The organism is Paenibacillus sp. UASWS1643, assembly GCF_008693195.1.
Taxonomy (GTDB): domain Bacteria; phylum Bacillota; class Bacilli; order Paenibacillales; family Paenibacillaceae; genus Paenibacillus; species Paenibacillus amylolyticus_B.
Genome location: NZ_VXKZ01000106.1, coordinates 1 through 25,822, shown reverse-complemented (window position 1 = coordinate 25,822; position 25,822 = coordinate 1). Strand labels below are relative to the sequence as shown.

The 25,822-nt window shown below is 45.5% G+C and carries 25 protein-coding genes; 19 read left to right on the top strand and 6 right to left on the bottom strand.

The genetic code is table 11. The features are described 5' to 3' along the window. The first annotated feature begins 190 nt into the window (after positions 1–190). From FE296_RS12630 to FE296_RS12620, 3 genes are all read left to right on the top strand, one after another. Entirely contained in the window at positions 191–706 is a 516-nt protein-coding gene (locus tag FE296_RS12630) for a DUF2179 domain-containing protein (protein WP_091012544.1), read from the top strand. 290 nt (positions 707–996) lie between these two features. Then, entirely contained in the window at positions 997–2,424 is a 1,428-nt protein-coding gene (locus FE296_RS12625; protein ID WP_150365120.1) for a pectate lyase family protein, read from the top strand. 449 nt (positions 2,425–2,873) lie between these two features. Continuing rightward, positions 2,874–3,551 (top strand): hypothetical protein, encoded by a 678-nt coding sequence (locus FE296_RS12620; RefSeq protein ID WP_150365119.1) that lies wholly within the window; start codon positions 2,874–2,876, stop codon positions 3,549–3,551. A gap of 75 nt (positions 3,552–3,626) precedes the next feature. Here FE296_RS12620 and FE296_RS12615 read toward each other — a convergent pair whose 3' ends face one another. The 3 genes from FE296_RS12615 to FE296_RS12605 form a co-directional block, all read right to left on the bottom strand. Then, on the bottom strand, positions 3,627–4,703 hold the full coding sequence (locus tag FE296_RS12615) for a substrate-binding domain-containing protein (protein WP_124116731.1): 1,077 nt from the start codon (positions 4,701–4,703) through the stop codon (positions 3,627–3,629). Positions 4,704–4,841: 138 nt separating this feature from the next. Further along, on the bottom strand, positions 4,842–6,026 hold the full coding sequence (locus FE296_RS12610; RefSeq protein ID WP_150365118.1) for a glycoside hydrolase family 130 protein: 1,185 nt from the start codon (positions 6,024–6,026) through the stop codon (positions 4,842–4,844). Continuing rightward, positions 6,023–7,213, bottom strand: a complete 1,191-nt coding sequence (locus FE296_RS12605; protein ID WP_150365117.1) for an AGE family epimerase/isomerase — start codon at positions 7,211–7,213, stop codon at positions 6,023–6,025. The genes FE296_RS12610 and FE296_RS12605 overlap by 4 nt, the downstream gene beginning before the upstream one ends. 224 nt (positions 7,214–7,437) lie before the next feature. On the opposite strand from FE296_RS12605, the gene FE296_RS12600 reads away from it, so the two are divergent. The 10 genes from FE296_RS12600 to nikE all read left to right on the top strand — a co-directional run bounded on the left by FE296_RS12600 (position 7,438) and on the right by nikE (position 18,683). After that, positions 7,438–8,751 carry an ABC transporter substrate-binding protein gene (locus FE296_RS12600; protein ID WP_100528225.1) on the top strand — a complete coding sequence of 438 codons (1,314 nt, stop codon included), beginning with the start codon at positions 7,438–7,440 and terminating at the stop codon, positions 8,749–8,751. A gap of 195 nt (positions 8,752–8,946) precedes the next feature. Next, entirely contained in the window at positions 8,947–9,834 is an 888-nt protein-coding gene (locus tag FE296_RS12595) for a carbohydrate ABC transporter permease (RefSeq protein WP_074092704.1), read from the top strand. A gap of 2 nt (positions 9,835–9,836) precedes the next feature. Further along, positions 9,837–10,670 carry a carbohydrate ABC transporter permease gene (locus tag FE296_RS12590; RefSeq protein ID WP_150365116.1) on the top strand — a complete coding sequence of 278 codons (834 nt, stop codon included), beginning with the start codon at positions 9,837–9,839 and terminating at the stop codon, positions 10,668–10,670. Between the two features lie 265 nt (positions 10,671–10,935). Next, entirely contained in the window at positions 10,936–11,973 is a 1,038-nt protein-coding gene (locus tag FE296_RS12585) for a glycoside hydrolase family 130 protein (protein ID WP_190945186.1), read from the top strand. A gap of 192 nt (positions 11,974–12,165) precedes the next feature. Further along, positions 12,166–13,107 carry a glycoside hydrolase family 113 gene (locus tag FE296_RS12580; protein WP_150365115.1) on the top strand — a complete coding sequence of 314 codons (942 nt, stop codon included), beginning with the start codon at positions 12,166–12,168 and terminating at the stop codon, positions 13,105–13,107. Positions 13,108–13,401: 294 nt separating this feature from the next. Continuing rightward, a complete protein-coding gene (gene nikA / locus FE296_RS12575) occupies positions 13,402–15,036 on the top strand; it encodes a nickel ABC transporter substrate-binding protein (RefSeq protein ID WP_150365114.1) in 1,635 nt (544 codons plus the stop codon). Between the two features lie 76 nt (positions 15,037–15,112). Further along, on the top strand, positions 15,113–16,057 hold the full coding sequence (gene nikB, locus FE296_RS12570; protein WP_124116723.1) for a nickel ABC transporter permease subunit NikB: 945 nt from the start codon (positions 15,113–15,115) through the stop codon (positions 16,055–16,057). Next, the gene (gene nikC / locus FE296_RS12565; RefSeq protein ID WP_124116722.1) at positions 16,054–16,884 is read left to right on the top strand and encodes a nickel ABC transporter permease subunit NikC; all 831 of its coding nucleotides are present in this window, start codon (positions 16,054–16,056) and stop codon (positions 16,882–16,884) included. The genes nikB and nikC overlap by 4 nt, the downstream gene beginning before the upstream one ends. A gap of 32 nt (positions 16,885–16,916) precedes the next feature. Then, positions 16,917–17,723, top strand: a complete 807-nt coding sequence (locus tag FE296_RS12560) for an ABC transporter ATP-binding protein (protein WP_150365213.1) — start codon at positions 16,917–16,919, stop codon at positions 17,721–17,723. 159 nt (positions 17,724–17,882) lie between these two features. Then, the gene (gene nikE, locus FE296_RS12555) at positions 17,883–18,683 is read left to right on the top strand and encodes a nickel import ATP-binding protein NikE (RefSeq protein ID WP_150365113.1); all 801 of its coding nucleotides are present in this window, start codon (positions 17,883–17,885) and stop codon (positions 18,681–18,683) included. Positions 18,684–18,766: 83 nt separating this feature from the next. Here nikE and FE296_RS12550 read toward each other — a convergent pair whose 3' ends face one another. The 3 genes from FE296_RS12550 to FE296_RS12540 are packed head-to-tail and all read right to left on the bottom strand — an operon-like array spanning position 18,767 to position 20,404. After that, positions 18,767–19,039, bottom strand: coding sequence for a hypothetical protein (locus tag FE296_RS12550; protein ID WP_076212169.1), 273 nt, complete (start codon positions 19,037–19,039; stop codon positions 18,767–18,769). A gap of 19 nt (positions 19,040–19,058) precedes the next feature. After that, positions 19,059–19,628 (bottom strand): hypothetical protein, encoded by a 570-nt coding sequence (locus tag FE296_RS12545; protein ID WP_150365112.1) that lies wholly within the window; start codon positions 19,626–19,628, stop codon positions 19,059–19,061. Further along, the gene (locus FE296_RS12540; protein ID WP_190945183.1) at positions 19,625–20,404 is read right to left on the bottom strand and encodes a Tle-like phospholipase domain-containing protein; all 780 of its coding nucleotides are present in this window, start codon (positions 20,402–20,404) and stop codon (positions 19,625–19,627) included. The genes FE296_RS12545 and FE296_RS12540 overlap by 4 nt, the downstream gene beginning before the upstream one ends. Before the next feature lie 86 nt (positions 20,405–20,490). Between FE296_RS12540 and FE296_RS12535 the strand changes: the two genes are divergently transcribed. From FE296_RS12535 to FE296_RS12510, 6 genes are all read left to right on the top strand, one after another. After that, complete coding sequence (locus tag FE296_RS12535) at positions 20,491–20,814, top strand: hypothetical protein (protein WP_150365110.1); 324 nt, start codon at positions 20,491–20,493, stop codon at positions 20,812–20,814. Between the two features lie 234 nt (positions 20,815–21,048). Beyond that, a complete protein-coding gene (locus FE296_RS12530; protein WP_150365109.1) occupies positions 21,049–21,294 on the top strand; it encodes a hypothetical protein in 246 nt (81 codons plus the stop codon). Positions 21,295–21,534: 240 nt separating this feature from the next. After that, positions 21,535–21,744, top strand: coding sequence for a stalk domain-containing protein (locus tag FE296_RS12525; protein WP_150365108.1), 210 nt, complete (start codon positions 21,535–21,537; stop codon positions 21,742–21,744). Between the two features lie 77 nt (positions 21,745–21,821). Next, the gene (locus FE296_RS12520; protein WP_190945181.1) at positions 21,822–22,205 is read left to right on the top strand and encodes a hypothetical protein; all 384 of its coding nucleotides are present in this window, start codon (positions 21,822–21,824) and stop codon (positions 22,203–22,205) included. A 47-nt stretch (positions 22,206–22,252) separates the two neighbouring features. Then, positions 22,253–23,476, top strand: coding sequence for an S-layer homology domain-containing protein (locus FE296_RS12515; RefSeq protein ID WP_190945179.1), 1,224 nt, complete (start codon positions 22,253–22,255; stop codon positions 23,474–23,476). Positions 23,477–23,933: 457 nt separating this feature from the next. Next, positions 23,934–25,822, top strand: a 1,889-nt coding sequence (locus FE296_RS12510) for a DUF5704 domain-containing protein (protein ID WP_190945177.1), incomplete at its 3' end; no start/stop codon positions are given.

Here is a 25,822-nt window from a genome sequence, read left to right as displayed (position 1 = left end):
TAATGGCAGTTCCGGCATGCCAGAGAGCAGAAAATGCCTACGGATTTACATCCAACCGTTTAGAATGAGGGTATAACGTCCAATGATGGAGATAGAGCGAACGTACAGGAAGCATAGATGATACGAAATCGTCGAGGATATGCAGCAAAGGGCCAATTCCGTTGTGAAGGCCAGGAAAGAGGGATTGTGATTGTTTAAAATATTGGTATTTATCTTTTTGATCCAGATTGTATATGTATCGGCTTATACATTACGGATGATTCTGACACTCAAAGGCCAGAAATATATCGCCGCACTGATCAGCATGGGTGAGATTGTGATCTATGTGCTCGGTCTGAATCTGGTACTCAAGTATTTAACCCAACCATCTGCCCTGATCGTCTACGCGGTAGGTTATGGACTCGGTGTATTACTAGGGGCCTGGATCGAAGAGAAGATTGCCCTCGGTTACGTTACCGTTAAAGTAATCTGTAACCAGATGGGAAGCAACGTTGCGAATGCCCTGCGGGACAAAGGATACGGTGTTACTGCGTGGGTGGGTAGTGGACGTGACGGAGATCGGCTTGTGATGGAGATTCTGGCGAAACGAAAAAACCAGAAACTGCTCTATCAGACGATTCTCAGTCTGGACCCCAAAGCATTTGTCATCACCGTGGAGCCCAAACAGTTCCATGGCGGCTTCTGGACACGTTCCATCAAAAAGTAAAATTGAGCAGGTCTGCGGCAGATGCAGTCCTGCTTTTTTAATTTCATCCCATCTGGAATGTTCTTGTTACCACGATATATCCCTGAAACCTCACTTCCCAAGTTAACTCTGTACGATTCAAAGTTGCTTACAGTACAAACCCTTACCATACCAGCCTTTCCTAACCACATGTGAGATAGGGATTATTGTTGTAATCGCTTTCAACGCTTACATTGAGAACATGTCCTTCGTAACTTGGCATGGCAGCGATGGACGAATGTCATCATCATATATTGGGAGGAATGGAATCGATGAAAACTAAATTTCGAAGCTTATGCAGCACAGCCCTGGCTCTAACGTTGGGGTTAACTTTATTGTCCGGACCGGCAAGTGTGCAGGCAGCGGGTAACGCAGATTACAATCTTACAGGCTTCTCCCAAGGGAACGCGGGCGGTGGCATCATTAGCGAATCAAACACAGCCACGTATAAGAAAGTGTATAATGCGACCGATCTGGCATTGGCGCTGAAAAAGAACTCCGGTGTCAAAGTTGTTGAGATCATGAACGATCTGAATCTGGGATGGAATGAAATTCCAAGTGCAGCGCAGACTTCTCCTTTTGCCAAGCATAATGATGCGCTGACGCATCCCGTATTAAAACAGACCGGTGTCAGCAAGCTCACGATTGACGGTTTCAATGGACTCACGATTTTCTCCGCCAATGGTTCCAAAATCAAACACGCTGCGATCAGCGTGAAACGAAGCTCGAATGTCATCATCCGTAATCTGGAGTTCGATGAGTTATGGGAATGGGATGAATCCACCAAAGGTGATTACGACAAGAATGACTGGGATTACATCACCCTGGAGGAGAACAGCAACGTATGGATTGATCACTGCACATTTAATAAAGCCTATGACGGACTCGTGGATTCGAAAAAGGGAACCAGCGGCGTGACCATCTCCTGGTCCCTCTTGAAAGGGGATGACGGCAGCTCGAACAGCTGGGTTACCCAGCAGATTAACGAATTGGAAGCAAACAAGGCTTCCTATCCCATGTATAACTACCTGCGCAGCAGTGCGGTAGGTCTTAGCAAAGCCGATATTATCGCCATCTCAGGACCACAAAAGAAAGGACATCTGGTCGGTTCGACCAGCCTGGAATCAGCTAACGCGAACCTGTCCATGACGCTTCACCATAATCTGTACAAAGATATTCAGGACCGGATGCCACGCCTGCGTGGAGGCAACGCACATGCTTACAACATCGTGATGGATTCGACAGGGGCACGTGCCGCTAAAGCAAAAATTACAACGGCGATGGCAACAGCGATTGCGTCCAAAGGTTATAAGTTCGATATCATTGGCAATGGGGCAATCTCCACAGAGAGCGGAGCCGTATTGGTTGAGAAATCAGTCATCAAGGACGTTCTGTATCCTGTTCGCAACAATCAGACCGATCCGGCAGACCCAACCTATACCGGCAAAATCAGAGTGACCGATACCATGTATTCTTTGGATGGAAGCTCATTCCGTGGCAGCAGTGATACGTCTGGCAGTCCACTGGCGCCAATCCCGGCGGTGATAAAATCGTTCTCCTGGAACGGCTTCTCGACACTTCCTTACAGCTATACCACGGATGATCCATCTACGTTGAATGCACGTCTCATTGCTTCCAATGGGGCGGGTTCAGGTAAACTGACCTGGTCCAAGGATAATTGGTTGAAGACAAGTTATTGATATCAGAGTAACCTGTTGCTTTTACGTTCTTCAAATAAGGAAAAGAGTGCTCCTGCAGCTACAATAGCCGGGAGTGCTCTTTTTATATGAATCAGCTCCATAAACAGTTTCGCGGGCCGACTTGAAAAGTGACTCCTTGTTAGGGTGGATCATCTCCAGCTACAGCATGTGTTGGTCTCCTGGGTAAACGTTGTAAATTGATATTTATCTTCATTGCCCCAGTGAGTAATTTATGACAAATTATCCATTTTTACAAATCCACCTTGTAATTTTACTTACCGGTAAATATAATTTATTAGAATTGACCACTTATTTACCAATATACAAAAACGAGCAAGTGAATATGAGTTGAAAAATATAACACTTGTGCAATGGCTCATAGAAGGGGGGAGTTGAATTCGGAGAACCGATCCAGCTCTTGAAGATTGTCGAAAGGATGGTGAAGCAGCTTGGATGTATGGATATACTCCGCACTTACTCTTGTTTATTTGATACTTGTTGTTCGGATGGCCGTCTATTTAACCCAGCGGAAGCAATGGCTCGATTATTCCAGTTTCCAGCTATTTGTAGCGTTCAGCTTGGCATATGACAATGGAATTATTGCTGTAGGTAATTTGATAGGGGATGGGGAAGTGTTAATGGTTCTCAGTAGCCTTCGATTTTGGCTGCATGCCTTTGCTACCCCTACCCTTATTCTTGTTGGCTACCATATCTTGCGCAGCTCAGGTGCCAAGTTTGCAAATAGAAGTATAACGAGTGTGGTAGCATGGCTGATAACATTAGGCCTGGTTATCTACCAGATTGTAGGCTTTACTTTATTCGAGGTTAAAAATCTCAAGGTTATAGAAGAGTATGGAGTACTGAGATATATGGCAGAAGGTCATGGAGGTCCGCCGATGATGGTGATCATCGTTGGGATTGTTTTGTTATTTGTTAGCCTGATCGTTCTTTTCAAACATAAATGGGTATGGCTGTTTGTTGGAACTGCATTGTTGTTTGCAGGGCAGTTAATCTCCCTGCCAGTGGAAAGTGGAACTTTAACCAATGTGTATGAGCTGATCCTCATCCTCTCGATTTGGAGAACGACTACATTTTTGAGGGGTTCAACAGATCGTCGCCGTCCTTAAGCCCTCATGCATCAGAAAAGACTGGCCAGTAAGATACAGGCCAGTCATCTGTGTTCGTTTATTTCATTTTTTAATTCAAATATCCATAGTATCTGATGAGGCAGACACAGCACTCACCGAGTCACGATAGATGATGTTGCCTTTCACGTGTACACGGCCGAAACTGCGGTTTGGGTTGTCGACTTTTTTGAGCATGGACTGAACTGCCGTGCGCGCCATCTGTTCCACATCCACTTCGACGGTTGTCAGCTTGGGATCGGAGAGTGTGGCATAGATATCATTATCAAAACCAACAACCGAGCATTGGCCAGGTACCTGAATATCCATGGAAGTCAGTTTCTGAACGAGCAGATGAGCGACCTGATCACAGTTGCATACAAAAGCCGTTGGCAGCTGATCGGGCAAATCAATCTCAATAAACGTACCCCGTTCATCCCGATCATTCAGAACCAGATCCGGATTCATCGGCAACCGATGTTCCAGCAAGGATTTGTAATATCCGAGGAATCGGTCCTGGATGCTACTTGTGGAATACAGGTTTCCCACATAAGCAATGTTACGATGGCCCTGCTGAACCAAATAGTTCGTCAGCTCATAGGCAGCGTAGAAGTTATCGGTAACGACGGAATCGATATCGGAATGTTCATCGTAGAAGTCGAGAAACATTTTGGGAACTTCCATCGATCGCACCAGTTCAATATACTCTTTGCTGATTTGTCCGAGTACGATGAAACCATCGACCTTGTTATCGCTGTATAGCTTGGGTAGCGTTAATTCTTCCTCATCCTCCACATTCAGAATGTGCAAAATGCCGTAGTAGCCCTGTTCCTCCAGATGTTTGGTGATGCGCTGGAACACGCGTACATAGAACGACTGCGTAGGCCCGGTAAAACGCTCCGGGATAATTACGCCAATATTATGGGTTAAGCCTTCCTTCATCGAACGGGCAGCAGCATTATACCGATAGCCCATTTGGGCAGCAAGCACTTTAATTTTTTCCTTTAATTCGCCACTAACGCCATCTTTATCATTCAATGCTTTCGAGACGGTCACACTGCTGACCCCGAGCCTGTCGGCGATATCCCGCATGGTGATATTATTCTTCAGTATGGTCGCCTCCTTCAAGCCGGTATAGGCACAATGTGCTGTCATTATGATGAGCGCTTTCTTCGCACATAATAACAATCCATATCAGTATACATCGTTACCCACTTGGAATAAAGCAATTCTGGCTGTTGTTTCGCTATTTTCAGCATATTTTGGGCTTGCTTGAAGGTTGTTATAGCGATGTTATGTCAATTGTTTCTCTAAAAGCTTCTCATTTTGTTCTATCAGCTGACCCCGCTGGCTGGCGCAATCCAGGGAACGATATGGATCGGCCGGTGTATTAAACGTATAATCAACTAGTTTGTCCAGCGTGGTTGTTGCCACATGACAGCGGGTATCACTGGAAGCGTAATAGATAAAGACTTCTTCATTCTCATTGACCACAGCACCGTTGCAGAAAATAACATTGGACACATCGCCTACCCGCTCATCGTCATAAGGAGCAATGAAGTGGCCGCCCGGCTTGGCAATAATACGCGCCGGATCATTCAGATCCGTAGCGAAGGTGTATAACACGTAACGCAGGCCTGCTGCGGTGTTCCGAACTCCATGAGCAATGTGAATCCAGCCACGATCCGTCTTGAGCGGAGCAGGACCTTGACCGTTTTTGACCTCATATACCGTATGATATTGCCGTTCGTCGATAATCGCCTCTTCATGAATGACAGGGTTCAAGATGTCCTCACACAGACCAAAGGCGATTCCGCCGCCGCTGCCTGTTGAGATGAATCCGTCCTGTGGACGGGTGTAAAAGGCATACTTTCCATCCACGAATTCCGGGTGCAATACGACATTGCGCTGTTGAGGGGAATTCGTTGTGATGTTGGGCAAACGTTCCCAGCTTGTAAGATCCCGTGTACGAACCAGTCCTGCCTGTGCGACTGCACTTGATGTATCAAACGCAGGAGCCTCCGGGTCTTTGCGTTCAGAGCAATAGATGCCATAGATCCAGCCGTCTTCATGTTGAACGAGACGCATATCATACTGATTGGTTTCATCCGCATCGATATCATCCCAGACCAATGGTTTACCCGTGAAACGGAATCCGTCAATTCCATTGTCACTTTCGGCGAGCGCAAAGATTGATTTGCGATCCAATCCTTCCGTACGAATAACCATGACGTATTTGCCATTGAAATAGATGGCTCCCGGATTCAACGTCGCATTAATGCCCAGGCGTTCCATGAAATGCGGGTTCGTCGTCTCATCCAGATCGAATCTCCAATGCAGCGGTACATGATGGCGAGTGATAACCGGATATTGGTACCGATCATATATGCCGTTGTAGAAGGAAGAATTGATCTCATTAGGGCGACTAAGTAGCTGTTCCTGTTTCTCCAGTAACTCCTTGTATTTCGGGTGTATCATTCTGATCCCATCCTCTCAATTAGTTCAATACAGAATCTGCTATTGTGATACGGGCATTTCCACGGTCCTGCGATTTCGCTCTGATCCGGTGTTCCGTTCCCATCAACCGACCAGTACCATTCCCCGCCGGCACGTTGGTCTATGATGTTTTCTTTTGTATAGGTCCACAAGCGTTCCACTCTCTCCAGAAACAGTGGATCACCTGTGCGCTGATACGCGTTATAGAAACCGACCATCGCCTCCGCCTGAACCCACCAAATGCGCTTCTCATCGAAATGTTCACCTTCTTGTTCATTGAGCAGGGAACCATCCGCATTCACGGCTACATTGGAGATGTTATAGGCAATATCTGTTACCATCGCCGCATACTCTGGATGTTGTTCCATCCCCAGAACTTTCAGTGCTTCGTCAATCAGCCAGCTGGCTTCAATGTCATGTCCGAACGAGCGCAGATCGATGATGGATTCCCACTGTTTGTTGAAAAATACCCCGAGAAACTTGGTGTCTTGGTCATACACGCGTTCATACAAAATTCCGAGCAGGCGTTCCAGCGCCGCCTTCACTTGTTGATCCGGCCACACTCGATAGAGCGTGGTGTAGGCCTCTAATACATGGATATGCGTATTCATTGTGTAATCCGCAATCACCCCATTTTCACTCAGCATTTCATTGGGTTGTTCCTTCCATGTACGATCAAATTGTTCCTTGTACGCAGGTAGTTCGGCATCCAGACCTTTGTCCTCGATTAGTGCAAAAAGCCTTTTCGCAAGTTCCAATGCAGAAGCATCCCCGGTAGCGCGATAGTACTCACTGAGTGAATACACGCCGAATGATTGCGTATACACATGTTTACTCGTATCCAGTGCTTCCCCTGTGTAATCTACCATCCAGTACATACCGCCATATTCGGTATCCATCACATGGTCAGCGAGAAAACGATAGGCGTGCTCCGCGTGATCGCGCCATCGTTCGTTTCCCGTAACCCGATAGGCTGCAGCAAAAGACCAAAGTTGCCGTGCCGTGGCGATCCCGCCTTTGGGTGCCTGTGGATTTACCTGAAGATCATTGCCAACCCAGCCGTAGAACCCACCGTGGGTTGTATCTTTAAGGTTGGACCAGAAGGGTAAAATCTGCTTTTCCCAATGCGCCTTAATCTCAGATTGAAGTTCGGTTGTTTTTGTATTCATAAGTGAGCGCTCCCTCTAAATAGTGCATCAATCTAATTAAATTAAGTTAACGGTAACTTTATTAAATAATATTAGTGCTCTGAAAAACAGATGTCAACGAATTACCTCGCAATTTTTATTGTTAGGTTATAAATAAATGAATTGACAGGTAAGCGTTACCATAATAGAATTCATTTTGTAACCTTAACGATAACTTAATTAACTTAAGAGAGGGGTCGAAACAATTGAGAAAAAACAAAGGTTGGATGATGTTGCTGACGATGCTGCTCATCACTTCGCTACTTGCTGCATGTTCATCCGGAGGTGGATCTTCGCAGGCAGGGGAGGAGATCAGTACAGATCCGGCAGATATCAAAGGTGAAATAACCGTTCTGACGCAACGGACAGATATTGTGGATACCGTGTTCAAAGACTACGCAGCAGAATTCAACAAGGAATATCCCGATGTGAAAGTAAATTTCCAGGCACTGGCCGACTACGAAGGACAAGTGAAGATCCGTATGAGCACCAAGGATTATGGTGATGTACTGATGATTCCGACCAGTGTCCCGATCGCGGATATCCCAGACTTTTTCGAGCCACTCGGCACGTACGATGAGTTGAAAGACAAATACACCGCCATTGAAGAACGCATGGTGGATGGTCAGGTCTACGGTATCCCTACCGTAATTACGTTCTCTGGAATCATTTATAACAAACAGGTCTTCAAAGACGCAGGCATTATGGAAGTTCCAAAAACACCGGAGCAATTCCAGGCTGCGCTTCAACTGGTCAAAGACAATACAGATGCTGTTCCGCTCTACACCAACTATGCATCCGGCTGGGCTCTCACCCAATGGGAATCGGACCTGCCAACGGTTGCAGGCAGCGTGGACTACGTGAACGTGGATCAACCGAATACAGATGAAAACTTTGTGCCTGGTCAGCCGCACTATGAACTATATAAAGTGCTCTATGATGCAGCCAAGAACGGGCTAATCGAGAAAGATCCAACGACAACCGACTGGGAAAGCTCCAAAGCGGATCTCGCCAAAGGCAAAATTGCTACGATGGCACTGGGCTCTTGGGCGATCACACAGATCCAAGGCATGACGGATACCCCGGACGACATTGGTTTCTTACCTTTCCCAACCAATGCAAGTGAGGTTGTGGTTCCGCTCTCCGCCGACTATAACATCGGCATGAACGTGAACAGCGAGAACAAACCGGCCGCCAAAGCCTGGATTGACTGGTTCCTGGCGAAATCAAACTACGCGGTTGAACAAGGCGGCGGTATGGATGCCGACAAAAACGCTGAATTGCCACCGATTTTGGATCAGTATAAAGACGTTAAATTCTCCACACTTACCCCTGCCAAAGAAGGTCAGGAAGGTCTCGTTGACAAGATTGATAACGAAGGCGAAATCGGTCTCTGGCAGCCTGACTTCAAGAAACGCATTATCGAGGCAGGTATTGGTAACCGCAAGGAATCATATGACGACATCATGAAGGACCTGAATGACAAGTGGGTAAAAGCACGAGCAGAACTCACGAAATAATGGGATTAACGTAAGTGGATCAGGTGATGAATGAACTGCGGGGATATAGGAATCCATATATGAATGGAGCATGGAGTATGTGGTATTTGAAAGCATAATACCCATGCTCTTCCCCCGGCAGTGTTCCACCAGGATTCCATTGGGCGGGAGTCTTTCGATATATAGGCGGGTCAACCGCTTGGAGGTGTGGAGAGCATGAAGTACTTAAAGGTTTCGAATTGGGGTTACTCAGCGCAACGCATATTTATCATCTGTGCCTTCTCAATTATTCCGCTGGCGTTGCTGTTCACGTTTGCATACTTACCTGTCATCAACATGTTCAAATACAGTTTCACCGATTGGAACGGATACAGCAAAAGGTTTGATTATGTTGGGTTTGAGAACTATACGCGCATATTCAGTGATCCGGAATACTTCAAAGTATTTATTGTCAGCTTGTACTACTTCGTGGCTACGTTCTTACAGATGGGCTTGGCGCTTTACTTTGCCACGATTCTGAGTTTCAAAGTCCGAGGCAAAAACTTCTTCAAAGGCATATTGTTTTTCCCTTATTTGCTGAATGGGGTAGCCATCGGTTTTATCTTCCTCTTTTTCTTCAAACCGGACGGCACACTCGATATGCTCATGCATGCTGTAGGGCTTGGACAATATACGCAGCTCTGGCTCGGTAATCCGAATATTATCAATGTGTCGCTTGCAGGCGCATCGGTATGGAGATACATGGGCTTCAACTTTATCATTTTCCTGGGTGCAATCTCCTCCATTCCGAAGGATGTGTATGAAGCATCCGATATTGATGGTGCCAATCGCTGGCAGCAATTCCGCCACATCATCCTGCCAAGCATTACACGCATCCTGCAGCTCAACCTGATCTTGGCGATTAGCGGCGCAATTAGTGCGTTCGATATTCCATATATCATGACCGATGGTTCCAACGGCAGTATGACATTTGTAATCCAGACGGTTCATTTGGCGTTTAAATATGGCAAGCTGGGACTGGCATCCGCCATGGCTGTGGTGCTGCTCTTGATCGTTATTCTTGTTACGCTCGTGCAGCGCGTCACCATGAAAGGGGAGGAATAAACGTGACACAACTCAAATACACCCTTGCGAGCGTGGTTAAATATGCTTCCCTGGTGCTTGCGGCGTTTATCGCACTGTTACCCATCGTGGTTATCCTGTTTGCATCTTTCAAAACGAATGCGGAATACGCGACCAGCAGCCCGCTTGCCCCGCCAGCCAACTGGCTGAACTTTGCGAACTATACAAAGGCTTTTGTGGATGGCAACATGCTGGTTGGTTTCAAAAATACAATTATTATCCTGGTCATCTCTATTATAGGAGCGACCTTAACGGGCTCCATGATTGCGTATGTGCTGGATCGGTTCAAATTCAAAGGCAAGAAAATCATGGTCGCGGCATTCCTTCTCGCTACCCTGATTCCAAGTGTTACAACACAGGTCGCCACATTCCAGATCATCAACGCCCTCGACCTGTTCAACACACGCTGGGCGGCCATCGTGATGTATCTGGGTACAGATATCATCGCGGTTTATATTTTCCTGCAGTTCCTTGGCTCTATCTCCAGTGCATTGGATGAATCCGCCATGCTGGACGGCGCGTCGTACTTCACGATCTACTGGAAAATCATTCTGCCACTGCTGAAACCGGCCATTGTAACGGTCATTATTGTGAAGGGTGTGAACATCTATAACGACTTCTACACACCGTTCCTGTACATGCCGAAGACCGATCTGCAGGTCATATCCACTGCCTTGTTCAAATTCAAGGGACCGTTTGGATCGCAGTGGGAAGTCATCAGCGCCGGCATCATGATCGCCATTATACCAACTATGATCATCTTCCTGTTGTTACAGAAGTACATCTACAATGGCTTCGCGCAAGGCTCAGTTAAATAAAAAACGAGAGGCTATATGAAATGCATATTGAGAATGCACAGGAACGAAGAGGACAGAAAAAAGCTGGAGAAACGGAGTGTTCGCTAAAAGCTTTCTGAAAGAAAGCTCACTTCGTAAGCATACGCTATAACCGGATTTTCCCCTTTTATAAGGGATCAAAAAAATCTGGAGATAACGGCGATCGGAAGGTTGTTCTGTCATCAAAGTGGTCTGGTGCAATTTTAAGTATTCATTTCATAAAGCCTAACCGAAGGGAGAAATGAAAATGTCAGTTTCTGAAACGAAAAATGTACACATTGTTGGGGACGCTTTGCCGAATATGCCGTGGGAAGCCAAACCGGAGGGAACGGAAGGCCCGGTATGGAGACACTCGGCGAATCCGGTGGTCCCACGTAATCCAGTTAAAGGCGTTGCCCGCATTTTTAACAGTGCCGTTGTACCGTATGAAGGGAAATTCATTGGGGTATTCCGTGCTGAAACCGTTAATGGCCGTCCGCACCTTCACATGGGGGCGAGTGAGGACGGTTTGGAGTGGACGATTGAAGAAGAGCGCATTGCATTTGTAGATGAGAATGGCGATCCGTTTATGCCGAACTATGCGTACGATCCACGTTTGGTCAAAGTCGAAGACACGTATTACATCATCTGGTGTACAGACTTCTACGGTGCAGCACTGGGCCTGGCCAAAACAGATGACTTCAAAACATTTGTCCGCCTCGAAAATCCAATGTTGCCGTTTAACCGGAATGGCGTGTTGTTCCCGCGCAAAATCAACGATAACTATGTAATGTTGTCCAGACCAAGTGACAGTGGACATACGCCATTCGGGGATATTTTCCTGAGCGAAAGCCCGGATCTCGTGTACTGGGGCAAGCACCGTCATGTGATGAGCAAAGGCGGCCAGGGCTGGTGGCAATCGGTCAAAATTGGCGGCGGTCCTGCTCCGATCGAAACGTCCGAAGGCTGGCTGATGTTCTACCACGGCGTCACGGGGACCTGTAACGGATTGGTATATAGCATGGGTGCGGTCATTCTGGATCTGGATGAGCCATCCAAAGTAAAATATCGTTCCTCCAACTTCGTGCTGACACCAGAAAAATGGTATGAAGAACAAGGCTTCGTTGATAACGTCATTTTCCCGTGTGCAACATTGCATGATGCTGATACCGGACGTATCGCCATCTATTATGGCGCTGCCGACACGTATGTGGGCGTGGCTTACACCACCATCGAAGAGATCGTGAACTATGTGATCGAGACGGATGAAGTTATTGCCGGAGACCACGAGGAAGGCAAGCTGTAATTGAAGTGAAAGTGCAGAACCAATCTGAAGAAGCGAAGTGGTCGCATTTATCCCCGGATTCCTCCCTTATAAAGGGATTAACGGAAATCTGGGGATAACGGCGATCGGAAGATGGTACTGCAATCGTAGTGGAAGTGTATATATTCGACTGTTTTTTAAATGAAGTGAATGGAACACAGGGGAGTAATGCACATGGAGTACATCAAAGGATTTACATTTGGCTGGATGAGTGGCAGGGGAGACTTCCGCAAGCCGGAAGCGAGGGAGTCCTTGCGCCTGATGGCTGAACGTACAGGCAGTTCGCATGTTATTTTTGCACTGGCGGCACAGCAGGATCATCCGCAGGCGGTAGAGGTCAAGTATCGGGGTGAACATCTGGTCGAGGATGATGAACTGGTCGACATGATTCGTTATGCCCGTACACTCGGGCTGCGTGTCATTCTGAAACCAACCGTCAACTGCACCGATGGCACATGGCGTGCACATATTAACTTTTTTGATATTGATGTGCCGTGTGAGCCGAAGTGGAAGGATTGGTTCCGCAGCTACACGGCATTTCAGAAGCATTATGCAGCGATCGCAGAGCAGGAAAAGTGTGAGATGTTCATTGTAGGCTGTGAGATGGTGCAATCCGAGCGTCGGGATCAAGAGTGGCGAGAGGTGATCGCCGGTGTGCGTGATGTGTACACGGGACTGGTGTCATACAACACGGACAAATATCAGGAAGGTCATGTGAAATGGTGGGATGCTGTGGACGTGATCTCTTCCAGTGGCTATTATCCCATCGGAGATTGGGAGGCACAGCTGGATCGTATTGAACAGGTGATTGCTCCATATGGCAAACCCTTTTTCTTCGCGGAAGCAGGCTGTCCCAGCCGCAGTGGATCAGCCCAGGTACCGAACGATTGGGGACTGGAAGGCGAAGTGAGTGCTGAGGAACAGGAGCGTTTCTATGAGGCCATGTTCCGGCATGTCAGTCAGCGTGACTGGGTGCGCGGATTCGGTCTATGGGATTGGAGCGCACATCTGCACGCGGAGAGGGATGCACTGATTGACGACGGATACGGGGTATATGGTAAGCCTGCGGAGAATATTATTCGTCGGTTCTATGAAGGCATCACTGCAGAAGTTTAAACGAGAAACAAGAAGGTGTATGTGAGATGAATCTTAGTGATATATCTCTATATGTACTTTCGTGATTTCCATGCTGTGAGCAAGGAATAGCAGATTATGGTGGAGCTCATTTTTCCAGTTGTAATTCACATCCAGATCAAGAAGCCTTTCCTCCCACAGGAAAGGTTCTTTGGCTATTTTAGTAACAACACATACCATGTCGAATTTTATTGACAAAAGGAGGACTCCTGCCTATTCTTAATGGATGAATATGAGAATCATTATCATGAAATAGAGAAAAGGGGTTCAACATCCATGTCTGTACAACATCGCAAATCTTCGGCACTCACACTGGCAACTATGCTCTTGTTGCTATTGGTTATCGTGGGCTGCAGCAATACAGGAAGTGCAGATAAATCCTCATCTGCTGCTTCGGATCAAACATCAACGAAGTCGATTACGATGTCATGGCCACGTGATATCGGTACAATGAATCCGCATACGTACAATCCTTCGCAATTATTTGCCCAATCCATGCTCTATGAGCCGCTGATCAGTTACCAGAAGGACGGAAAACTGGAACCTGCCCTGGCAGAATCATGGACTATCTCCGATGACGGCAAAGTATATACATTCAAGCTTCGCCAAGGTGTGAAATTCTCTGATGGTACGCCATTTAATGCTGAGATTGTGAAAAAGAATTTTGATGCTGTTATGAAAAATAAAGATACACATAGCTGGCTGGGCATTGTAGGCGTGCTCGACAAGAGGGAGGTTGTGGACGATCAGACTTTCCGACTGACACTCACAGAGCCGTATTATCCGATCTTGCAGGATTTGTCTGTAGTTCGTCCTTTCCGCTTCCTGGGTGAAGCCGGATTCCCGGATGACGGAGATACGTCCCAAGGCATCAAAGAGCCGGTGGGTACTGGCCCGTGGATGCTGGCTGAGTACAAGCAGGACGAATATGCCGTCTTCAAGCGTAACCCGAACTATTGGGGAACAGCACCGAAGGTAGATCAGATTACGGTTAAGATCATTCCTGATGGGGAGACCCGTGTCCTTGCTTTTGAAAAGGGTGATCTCGACCTGATCTACGGGGAAGGTGTGATCAGTCTGGATGCATTCCAACAGCTTCGTGACAACGATGAATATGTGACCCAATTGTCTGATCCGGTGGGCACACGCAGTCTGCTGCTGAACTCTTCCAATCCAAAGTTATCCGATGTCAGAGTGCGGATGGCGCTCCAGCAAGGGTTTAACAAACAGGCGATGGTTGAGGGTGTCACTTCCGGATTGGAAGAACCAGCCGGTACCGTATTGTCCAAAAACTATCCTTACACCAATGTAGACTTGGAACCGATCACGTATGACGTGGAGAAATCCAAAGCATTACTGGATGAAGCAGGCTGGAAGCTGCCGGCTGGTGGGACGGTTCGTGAAAAAGACGGACAGCAGCTTGATTTCGAGATGATTTTTGACAAAACGGACCCGATTCAGAAAGCGATGGCCGAGACCATTCAGGCTGAGTGGAGCGAGCTGGGGGTTAAAGTAAACCTCACGGGACTGGAACTGACGGTACAGATCAAACGTCTGAAAGCCAATGATTTCGACCTGTATTTCTGGTATAACTATGGCGCTCCGTATGATCCCCATTCCTTCATTAACGTTGTGGCAAGCCCTGGATTCGGGATTTCCGAGACCTTGAGTGCGTTGCCGATGAAAAAAGAACTGGACGATCAGGTGCATGCAGCCCTGTCATCTACAGACGAGACGAAACGCCAGGAGTTATATGGCTCCATCCTGAAGACACTTCAGGAGCAATCGGCGATCGTACCGATCTCTTATATTAAGAAAACAGCTGTATATCAGAAGAAAATCTCCAACTTTATTTTCCCGGCGAACCGTGACGAAAATCCATTTGTGGGCATTGAACTAGGCAATCAATAAATAGTAATAACTTTAATTAGGGAAGTGGATGGCCCTTGGTAAGGCCATGTAGCTTGATGAAAGGGAGGAACGTTTGGTGATCAGTTATATCGGTAAACGAATGATCGCGATCATTCCTATCGTTTTTATCGCTACACTTGTTACCTTTGCGCTTATTCATATTTCACCTGTTGATCCGGCCGAGGCTTATCTGACAGCGGCTCATATCTATCCAACACCGGAGTTGCTTGCGCAAAAGCGGCATGAATTCGGGCTGGATCAGCCCTTGTTAACCCAATATGCGCATACGATTCAGAAGATTGCCAAGCTCGACTTCGGCACCTCTTACCTCACCAACAAACCCGTATGGGATGAAGTGAAATTAAGGCTTCCGGCTACAGCTGAACTAGCCTTCTGGAGTATGTTGTTATCGGCTTTGGTGAGTATTCCTTTGGGAATACTGGCCGCAGTGTACAAGAATAGCTGGATTGACATGGTCAGCCGGGCCATTTCCTATATTGGAGCATCTATTCCGCAATTCTGGCTAGGTTATCTGCTTATCTTCTTTTTCTCAGTGAAGCTGGACTGGCTGCCTGTGGAGGGGCGTGGATCGTGGGAGAATCTGGTTTTGCCTACGATTACACTCTCCTTGATTCTTATTGCGGTCTACACCCGATTGTTGCGTTCCAGTGTACTGGAGCAATTGCAGGAGACATATGTACAGTACGCGAGAACACGTGGAATTCGCGAACGAGTCATTATGCTCAAGCATGTCCTGAAGATCGCTATATCGCCCCTCATTACGGGGATGGGGATGAGCATGGGCAAGCTGCTGACAGGAACCATTATTGTGGAGCAAGTGTTTTCCTGGCCTGGGTTCGGACGATACTTTGTAGATGCGATATTTAACCGGGATATTCCCGTGATTCAATGTTATGTCTTCCTGGCGGCATGCCTGTTCATCGTATGCAATCTGCTCGTTGATCTGGTGCAGCTCGTTATGGACCCACGGATTTCAGCGAAAGGACGGGCAGAACATTGATAAACAAATGGCGTTCGGTATTTAAAGGACAGAGAGCCATCCAGATCTGCTCGGTGATCATATTGCTCTTCTTCGTGATTGCGATACTGGCTCCGTGGATTGCTCCTCATGACCCGGTGAAGGTGAATCTGGTGCAGAAGCTGGCGAGTCCATCGCTTGAGCATTGGCTGGGAACGGATCATCTGGGACGCGACAATCTCACCAGGCTGATGTATGGCGCGCGGGTGTCGCTTGGATTTGCTACTTTGATCTTTCTGTCTTCTTTGCTCATAGGTGTCATTGTAGGTTCAATCTCCGGTTATCTTGGTGGCTGGGTGGACAGTCTGCTGATGCGCTTGTGTGAAGGCATTATGGCGTTTCCGAATCTGGTTCTGGTGCTCGGTATTGTGGGGATTTTTGGTCCAGGTCTGATGCAGGTTCTTCTAGCGCTCATGATGGTACAGTGGGTGTATTATGCACGCATCTGTCGGAACATGGTCGTAAGTCTGAAGGAACGGAATTTTATCGCGGCGGCGCGGATTAGCGGATCTTCTTCGTGGACGATTATTCGCAAACATATCATTCCTAACGTGCAGCGTCCCATTGTTGTAATGGGCACGCTGGAGATGGGCTGGGCGATTATGGATATATCTGCGTTGTCCTTCCTCGGACTCGGTATTCAACCACCGAATGCAGAATGGGGCGCCATGATTCATGAAGGAACAGGTTATATTCGCAGTCATCCGGAGTTAATGATCTACCCGGGGGCATTGATTCTACTGGTAGTCATTACGTTCAACATCTTGGGTGAAGCGTTATCCGAGCGTTATGGCATTGCAAAAAGGTAGTAATTCGGAGGCATATGGAGGTGAACGTAACGATGGATGATGCAGCGAAGGTACTCGAAGTTCGTGGTCTGCAAGTGAATCTTAGAACAGCGGAGGGTTCAGTCCCGTTACTTGCGCCCATTGATTTCGAATTGAAAAAGGGTCGTGTCTTTGGTCTGGTCGGTGAAAGTGGCAGCGGCAAGACCGTTACGTGTAACGCCTTGCTCCATCTGCTTGATCCGCGCAGGATGGAAGTGTCGGGCAGCATCCGGCTGAATGGACGGGAGCTTGGCTCGTTGTCAGGTGAGGAGATGCGGCGCATCCGAGGCAAGGACATCGGATTTGTTATGCAGAATCCGATGAATGCTTTTACACCCGTATATACAATTGGATCTCAATTCATTGAAACTTTGCGTACGCATACGGGAATGTCCAAAGCAGCTGCCCGGGAGCGGGCCATGGCTGCCTTGGCAGATATGAACTTACCCGAACCAGCTAAACTGATGAAGCGATATCCCTTCCAACTGAGTGGCGGTATGTTGCAGCGGGTGATGATCGCCATATCGATGTGCCTGCGACCGGCTTTGGTTATTGCTGATGAACCAACGACGGCACTGGATGTTGTGAATCAGTTGAAGGTGCTTCAGGAATTGGATCGGCTACGTACCGAATACGGCACATCCATCTTGCTCATCTCCCACGATCTGGGCGTGATCTCGCAAATGGCAGATGAAGTCGCGGTTATGCAGAAGGGTCGAATTGTGGAGCAGGCCGATGTGTATCAACTGTTCGATCAGCCGCAGCATGAGTATACCCGGATGTTGTTAAATGCTAGACCCAGTATGTCTTTGGGACGATAGCAATTACAGGTGAGTTGAATCGTTCAGTGAGTGTATGTGTAGAGCGGGTATGAACTGTATTTTGATTGGGTAGGGTAGGGGTGGAATGGACATGGTGATGTGCAATTTCGTCTTCTTCGGAGATTGCTTCTGCCAAGTACAAGAGAGGAGGATGACCTGATGCTTCAGGTACGTGAAGTAAGCCATAGCTATGGCAAACGCAATTGGCTGGATCGTTCGGGGGCGCGTCCTCCTGTGCTGGCAGACATTTCACTTACGATTGAGAAAGGTGTCTGTCTGGGACTGCTGGGTACGAGCGGAGCAGGTAAAAGTACCTTGGGCAAAATCATTCTTGGTCTGGAGAAGCCCAGACAGGGTCAAGTTTTATTTCAAGGTCAGGATATCTATCGATCCAGCAAACCCCTGCTTAAGGAATTACGACGTGATCTGCAAGTCGTGTTCCAGGACTGTTATTCGGCTGTGAATCCGCTTATGACTGCCGCGCAGATCATCGGTGAGCCGCTGGATAATTACGAGCGTTTGTCGGCAAAAGAACAACTTCGTGTGGTTGGACAACTGCTTGAGCAGGTTGGACTTACACCAGAGGATGGGAGCAAGCTTCCGCACCAGTTCAGCGGTGGCCAATTACAGCGGGTCAACATCGCACGAGCTATCGCGCTCAAGCCCAAGTTAATCGTACTGGACGAATCGATTAGCAGCCTGGATATGGTGCACCAGACACAAATCTTATCCTTACTGACGGAGTTAAGAGCGTCCTACGGGTTGTCGTACCTCTTTATCACGCATGATATTCGGGCCGCCATGACCATCTGTGACCGTATTACCGTAATGGATCAGGGGAAGCTGGTCTATAGCGGTGATGCCGGGGATTCGGTCATGCAGTCGGATCATCCTGCTGTGCAGCAGTTGGTATCGTCCATTTTACCTGAGCATCCGTCCAGTCGTATTTCGTTTAAATGAAATCTATAGTGAAGGAGGCTCCTTACCATATTCATGATAAGAAGCCTCCTTTTTCAGATCTCATTCATCAGTTGAGCGTTATCCTAATTGCCTCGATCTGCACGCTCCATACGATATGTATACTTCACAAGCTCAATCTGTTGCTGCTTAAAATCTGCAATCCATTCTCCTAAAATGTTCTGGAAACGATCCATCTTTCTTCGCAATTCTTCCGCAGATTTACCTTTCCAATCTCCAATACTCTCATCAATGGATCTTACATGACGTTTGTTAGCTTCAAGCATATCCATTAAATCATTGATTTCCTTCTCGGCATTCATCAGATCCACTAATTCTACAACAATGCTCCGTGACATAGGCTTCGTCGCTCCTTTTTTAACCCTCGTCGGCTTGTCTGAAATCTTCCGCTTTTTGATTAATATACTCTGCAATAACATTTGCTTCTTCTTCATACCAGCGGCTAAATTTGTGCAAATCACTTGTTAACCGATCCACAATAGGTTCAAGAGAGCGGCTATCGCTGGACTCAATAAGTCTGAGAATGGCATTGGTTGCTGTGGGAAGGCTAGATTGAAATTCATTTACATGCTGCTGCATTTTTTGTCCGGCTCTTTGAAGATTCTCTAGTGAGAGTTGGATGGTAACCCCAGCACCGGCAGCAGCCATTTGTCCAAGAGGTCCTAGGTTGGCACCATACTTTTCAATTAATTTATTTACGGTATCCTTCATTTTTTCATTGGCAAGCAGGGTATTTATGTATTCCGTGTACCTTGGATTTCCACCAATCACTTCACCATCTCGTGTATAAAGTGTATTTGTAATAAAGCCATTCTTGTCAAACTCGAAGTTCTCAAGACCGTGGGCCTTTTCCCCACCGAAAGAATTGAAAAGTTTGACTCCCATGTTTTGCGTACCAGATGGAAGCGTAGTTGAAACAAAAGTCATATTCTCCAAAACGGTGTAAAAAAACCGGAAGAAGTATCAGTTGATTTGGTTATTAAAGGTATAACGATTTTGGGTCTATTCGCTTCCTCGTACGTCTTATTAATCATGATTGTATTGGCTGCATGCCGCGTCGATGTATTGGAAAAACCTGCTCCAACACCATCTCCTGGGTTGACATAAGCTGTGTTTTTCTTGTCATATTCTCCGGCATCTATTTTCTTTAGGATATCATCGGATACAACTGCTCGAATGCTGGCTGGATTATATGTAGTAGATGACAGGTTGTTATGTATAGCTGTATATTGCGCAAGTGCTCCACCCAATGAGTGACCGGTTGTAGAAATTTCCGCAGTAGGATAAGCCTCTTTCACTTCACGATATAGCTTCTCAGCTTGATAGAACTGATTGTTCTCATAATTGCTTTTTGTTGCATGATATTTTGGTGATGATTCTGACAGAATGTCAGGGTTGTTTTCGACAGTCTTTCTAAGGGTCTTGTACCGTCCCCCGACAACATCAATGCCATCCGTTGCAATGTCTGGGACTTTACCCCATGATAGATCAGGTTCAGTTCCTCTATATCCAATAACTACTTGATTTTCTTTTTCGTTATAGTACACTACTGCATCAAACCCTGAACTGTTTGTATCGTTGAGAGTAGAATTAGGCAAGCTAGCACGAGACCAGTCGTCGTCAATTTTTGCATTCTCTTTTTTCAGTTCCCTGTCATAAGCGACACTGGAAATTCTATGGTAAGTCTCATCTGAAATGAACAATATCTATATTTCTCCTTTCATTTAATACATTATAGTAGAAGATATTAATTGAAAATAATGTATTTTTCAAGGGGGTAACGTAGGAAGTGAGTCCTAAAATAAAGATGGTATTGATAATATTTGTGTCTTTAGTCTTATTAGTGAGTGGATGTGCAATTACATACCAGGTGAAAAATAATAATATTGTCAAAAAGGCTACTCCCATAGCAATTGAATATTTTAAAAGTAAGTATAATGTTACCGTTAAATTTACAGATTCTCAGGTTTTTCCAGGTTATATAGATTCGAAGGTGGTATTGTATGGATATGTGGAGCACGATGTAAACGAGACATTTTCTATTGCGATTAATTATAATACTTATGAAGTTAATTATGTAACTGGACCAGACTGGATGTTTGAATCGGACTAACTTTTTGGACAAGGAGCCCTAATTCCGACATATGATGTCTTTAGACCTGGCATATAAAAGCTCATCATTTAAGAAATTTCTGTATTTATTTTCCAATATAGTTATTGTTAAAGTAATACATATTATTCCTAATAGAATCAAAGGGGGATTCTTATTAAAATTAATTCTAAAGTCCTGTTGATTTTTATATCTATAGTAGTTATGTTTATTTGTTTTTTAGTTGTTAAGAATTACTTGACTGATAAACAAATTGTTGAAAAAGCTACGGTTATCGGCGAGAAGTACTTTATAGATAATTATGGTGTGGAGGTTGAATTTGTCGACTCACAAGTTATGGCTTCTTATATTACAACTAGAGTGGTGCTATACGGATATATTGTAGGTAAAGAAGAAGATAAGATTAAAATAAGTTTGGATTACCGTGATTTGGAAGTTACAGGAACTGGTATTCCTTTAGATCTTAAAAAGATTGGTGAATAGAAGGACAAGTTTTTACTTATTGAAGAATTGATATCAGATGAGTCCTAAAACTCAAGATAGTATTGATATATTTGCGTCTTTTGTCTTATTGGAGAGTGCTTGCACAATACATACCACGTGAAAATAATAATATTCTGTACTTGCTCAAAATCAGTTCCATGAAATGTGAATAAAGACAAACCTGACTCTCTGCGTAAAATAGAAGTACCACAAACCACCCCCCGCAGAGGAGAACAAGATATGTCTCATGCGTCTAATGTATCACAAGAAAATCCATGGAATAATTGGTTAGGCGAGACGCAAATCATTCTGGAGCAAAACCGGACCTTTGTTCCCCTGCGTCTGGTGAGTGAAGGTCTTGGCCAAAAGGTTGAGTGGGATAAGATCGGTCGTTGGGTATGGATCGGTAACAAAGACTTCCGGAGTACAGATGACAAGGCGTTAAGTTAACCAAGTTAAGTGATTTTAAAGCATATACACAAAGCACGGAATATTTTTAAAATTTGGAGAAAGAAACTTACCCTGGCGTGAAGATTATCAAAGAAAGTGATTCACCGATTCAACTAGGGAATAGTCAAGTGGTGTACAGAATTAATTTGGTAAAAGGTCCTGGACGTAGCGGCGATGTGGTACAGATTAGAAGTAGTGTCAGAGGAAATCCCATAACGTTCCTAGTGAAAAATAGTTTCGCAAAGGGGCGTTCGGTGCTAGATGCGGCTTTTATAAATAATGGTGATAAAACAGGAATGAATAACTATCCAGTAGTAAGTAGCTTGGATCTTTTTCAAAATGGAAAATTCGTAGAGAATTATGATTACACGAAGTTCAAACTTTCTTCAGCAGATTATATTCTCTTGAGAGATGGTGATTTGGATGAGTACGCTGTGGCCATCATCAATCCATTCAAGTAAAGGGAAAACATTGAAAGAAAATGAAAAATGAGGGGAGAACACAATTCATGAAAAAAATCTTAGTTACTCTTATTGCCGCACTTACCGCTGTAACAACAATAATGGGGGGGGCGTCCATACAAGCAGCTGCATCGTTTAAAGACGTTCCAAGCAATCACTGGGCTAAAACATCCATTGATTCAGCGGTATCGAAAGGATACTTCAAAGGATATAGCAACGGGACATTCAAACCATCCGCTTCAGTTACACGTTCTGAATTTGCTTCGTTGCTTGCACGTGTGTCTAAAGCAGATCCCAACGTCGACATATCCAATGTATTTAATGATTTATCCAATCATTGGAGCAAAAAGGAAGTTGATCGTGCAGTTTCTCTGGGATTCATAAATCCTGCAGACTATCCAAATGGTTTTAAACCAAATACTCCTATTACCCGCGAAGAAATGGCTAAGTGGATTAGTTCCGGATTAGCAACCGCCGACACTGACTTCAAAAAAGCATTGGAAGATACTAAAACAACGCTTGTACCAGTTAAGGAATCATTCTCTCCAGGAATTTCAGAAGCTAAAGCTCCATTCATTTCAGTGGTTATCGGAACAGGAGTGATGACTGGATATCCAGATAACTCATTCGGGATGACCAAAACAACCACTCGCGCAGAAGCTTCTGTAATATTGCTGAGAATCGCAAATATGGAAGGTAAAAAGGCTTCTTCATTTTCTGATCTGAATGAGATAAGAGCCGTTGGGGCAACTAAGTCTAATTTGAGTCAAGTGACACCTTTTTCAACAGCAAATGATAAAACATATGCAGTAATTTCTGGGAAAACAAAAACATTAAAAAATGGTGCGGGTAAAGTAGTCTTGCATCGAACTATCTATGTTAATACTACTAATTGGACTAACAAAAAGAGCGTTTATGCTCCGTTCTTTATTTCGGAAGAAAATAAAGATTTCTACAAAGAGTACACTAATGTTATTCCCGTATTCCATGAAATCACAATCTATCCTAAAGCAAAAAAATTTAGCTCTGATCATATTAGGACTGGATTGAGAACTGCATTGAGCGGACAAAGAATTACACCTTCTTCACTACCTGAAAAATATGGTTACCTGACGCTGCCAGCCTATAACTCAGAACAGTTCTTTGCAAAGTATAGTACTAGTTCAGGAGTGAAATTGTGGATCAAAGAAAATATTTACGTAGATCGAAAAGGGTTAGTTGGTATGTATTATATGGACGATGGTTCTGCTTTGTCTCTCTACAATAATTAAGAACAGGCGGTATCAATGAAAATAACAAAATGGTTAACTACCTTATCTATTATTCTTTTTAGTATCTCCATTTCAAGCATATGCCGATTTTGGTACTGATCCAGCTAATCCGTATCCTACAACTGACATTGAAAAACTGGTTCCAACAGATTCAAATGGTAAATCTAAAGGCAGGCAAAAACTAAAAGTTAAAGTTCAAGGGAAGGATAAACCTCGGCCTAAGATTGTATGGACTCAAGGTGACTATGAAAATTGGCAGGCTACTGGTGAGCAACCCAGTAGCCGCGTTGATACGGGAACTCACTGGGTAGGTACAGGAGTAGACAAAAGAGGATTTCCTTTATTAAAAGCATTCACAGACACGATAGATGTTTTGAGATATTCGCCAGATTCATTAAGTGATACAGCCGAGAACCCTTTTAATAGAAACTTTATTGATGACCTGGGGATATCTGATATGAAATATGTTCCAGCGGTTTCTTACACTTTTGAAGCAGGAACGAAGCCTGTATTTACCGTAGGAGGCACTAAAGCGAAAATAACAGTAGAAACTGGATATCCTAAAGAAGCATCGGATGGACATCCATATGCTACTAGACCTGATGGGTTAAAAAAATGGCAGTTAGATTATGAGACACCGATGGAGATATTTTACTTAGGACACGTCTATGAAGAAAAGCAGATTCAAGTGAGCTCTAGTGCCACGATGGAGAAAAACGAAACTAAACAGCTTTCAGCTGAAATCAGGACTATTGACTATAAGGGAAGTGAATCTGGTTGGACGGATGTTTCAAGAAGGTCTCAGACAGAATGGAAAACAAATAGTCAAAATGTGGCCACAGTTGATCGAAACGGTGTAGTAACCGCTCATGGGGAAGGAACTGCTACAATCACAGCGTTATGGAAGCCATATGAAAATGGAGAACCATATTATATTTGGGAAAGTGTGATGATAACAGTTGGTGAGGGTGGTGAAGAAGAACCAACTGGTTCTACATGCACTAGACCAGAACCTGGGCAAGTTATGGAAGGAAGGTATATGGATCCAGTCGTCACAGCCATGATCAAAGCCGATCAGCGCGGAAGTGAGATGTTCGATGTCCTGAAGGGTATTCCGACATCGGAGAGCCTGTACGGTAATGTCTTCAGCCGAGATTATTTGTTCCAGAACAAATTCGTACAGATGACAGGCACATGCGAATATAAGGTGAGCGTCTTGCAAAATTGGACCTTAACCTGGAAGGATGGTAGAACGGTCTCTTTGCCAGGTGGAGGAACAACTACGGTGTATGACATTCCTAGATCCGAACCAGATAAGCGGACACCGGTGTACACTGTCATTCGTCCTTACTCGTACTGGACAATTGCTGAACTGGGAGTATACAACATCATGGAAGCTAGGCTGGTGAACTACGCGTTTAGCGGTGAACAAATCATGATCACGCCTGAAGGCTATACGCCACCAGACTTTACGGCCGACACTACCGGTGATATTTACCCTGCTCCAGATCCGGGTATCGTTCCTGGACCATCTCGAACGAAGGACGGAGGAACAAGCAGACCATCCATGGATGAGGAAAATCTACAAGCAGTGGCCGAAGCTGCTGTTCCAGATGTACAAGTTGAGAACGACTCACTGGTGTTCAAGGGTCAAACGGTCATGAACAAGCAGCGCACAGCCAAGGAGGGGTCGCAGCCTGGACAGATCCCAGCGCCGGTGCAAATTGGGAAGGACGTACTGTACAGCCCGTATAACTACATCCCGATCGAAAAGACTAACAAGAAGGATACAACCAGCAAAGGGCATATTAATTACATATTAGCCGATGGAAGTATTGATGCTGAAGAAGAAGAACTGGAATACCAAATCTACGGGATTAACACAGTCACTGTTCATACTCCAGTCGTGAACTATTCTCTTGTTTCAGACGATCAGCCTCATAATCAGAAAACAATACCGAATATGGCTCGGTCTGCCCTTATTTTGGAGCGGCCGTTCACAGTCCGTATCCCCACGAGCGGACAGCATTTGGATGTCAACTCGTATCCGGGATATGGGGATCGGGATTATGCCAAATATTATCGAATCAAACAGGTGCGGTTTCCGTTTGACGTGTACAGTGCCGACCGGACACAGTTTTACCCGCGTAGTACATGGATCGATATTCCGGTGGACGTGCTCGATACCACCTTTTATCTGCCTGTATGGGTAGACGAAGGAGATTACCAAGTGGAGTTCCGCAATATTGCTGAAAATGCACCTGCCGACTTTGAATCGATGTCCAGAAGCAATGCCCAACCCGATGCCAACACAGATCTAACCTATCATCTGGCCAGCGACGAAGT

What these genes read in the sequence shown, in the direction of transcription:
- FE296_RS12625 (WP_150365120.1), top strand. Translation starts at nt 997, where the DNA reads ATGAAAACTAAATTTCGAAGCTTATGCAGCACAGCCCTGGCTCTAACG.
- FE296_RS12615 (WP_124116731.1), bottom strand. Translation starts at nt 4,703, where the DNA reads ATGACAGCACATTGTGCCTATACCGGCTTGAAGGAGGCGACCATACTG.
- FE296_RS12610 (WP_150365118.1), bottom strand. Translation starts at nt 6,026, where the DNA reads ATGATACACCCGAAATACAAGGAGTTACTGGAGAAACAGGAACAGCTA.
- FE296_RS12605 (WP_150365117.1), bottom strand. Translation starts at nt 7,213, where the DNA reads ATGAATACAAAAACAACCGAACTTCAATCTGAGATTAAGGCGCATTGG.
- FE296_RS12595 (WP_074092704.1), top strand. Translation starts at nt 8,947, where the DNA reads ATGAAGTACTTAAAGGTTTCGAATTGGGGTTACTCAGCGCAACGCATA.
- FE296_RS12585 (WP_190945186.1), top strand. Translation starts at nt 10,936, where the DNA reads ATGTCAGTTTCTGAAACGAAAAATGTACACATTGTTGGGGACGCTTTG.
- FE296_RS12580 (WP_150365115.1), top strand. Translation starts at nt 12,166, where the DNA reads ATGGAGTACATCAAAGGATTTACATTTGGCTGGATGAGTGGCAGGGGA.
- nikA (WP_150365114.1), top strand. Translation starts at nt 13,402, where the DNA reads ATGTCTGTACAACATCGCAAATCTTCGGCACTCACACTGGCAACTATG.
- FE296_RS12560 (WP_150365213.1), top strand. Translation starts at nt 16,917, where the DNA reads ATGGATGATGCAGCGAAGGTACTCGAAGTTCGTGGTCTGCAAGTGAAT.
- nikE (WP_150365113.1), top strand. Translation starts at nt 17,883, where the DNA reads ATGCTTCAGGTACGTGAAGTAAGCCATAGCTATGGCAAACGCAATTGG.
- FE296_RS12550 (WP_076212169.1), bottom strand. Translation starts at nt 19,039, where the DNA reads ATGTCACGGAGCATTGTTGTAGAATTAGTGGATCTGATGAATGCCGAG.
- FE296_RS12545 (WP_150365112.1), bottom strand. Translation starts at nt 19,628, where the DNA reads ATGACTTTTGTTTCAACTACGCTTCCATCTGGTACGCAAAACATGGGA.
- FE296_RS12525 (WP_150365108.1), top strand. Translation starts at nt 21,535, where the DNA reads ATGTCTCATGCGTCTAATGTATCACAAGAAAATCCATGGAATAATTGG.
- FE296_RS12515 (WP_190945179.1), top strand. Translation starts at nt 22,253, where the DNA reads ATGAAAAAAATCTTAGTTACTCTTATTGCCGCACTTACCGCTGTAACA.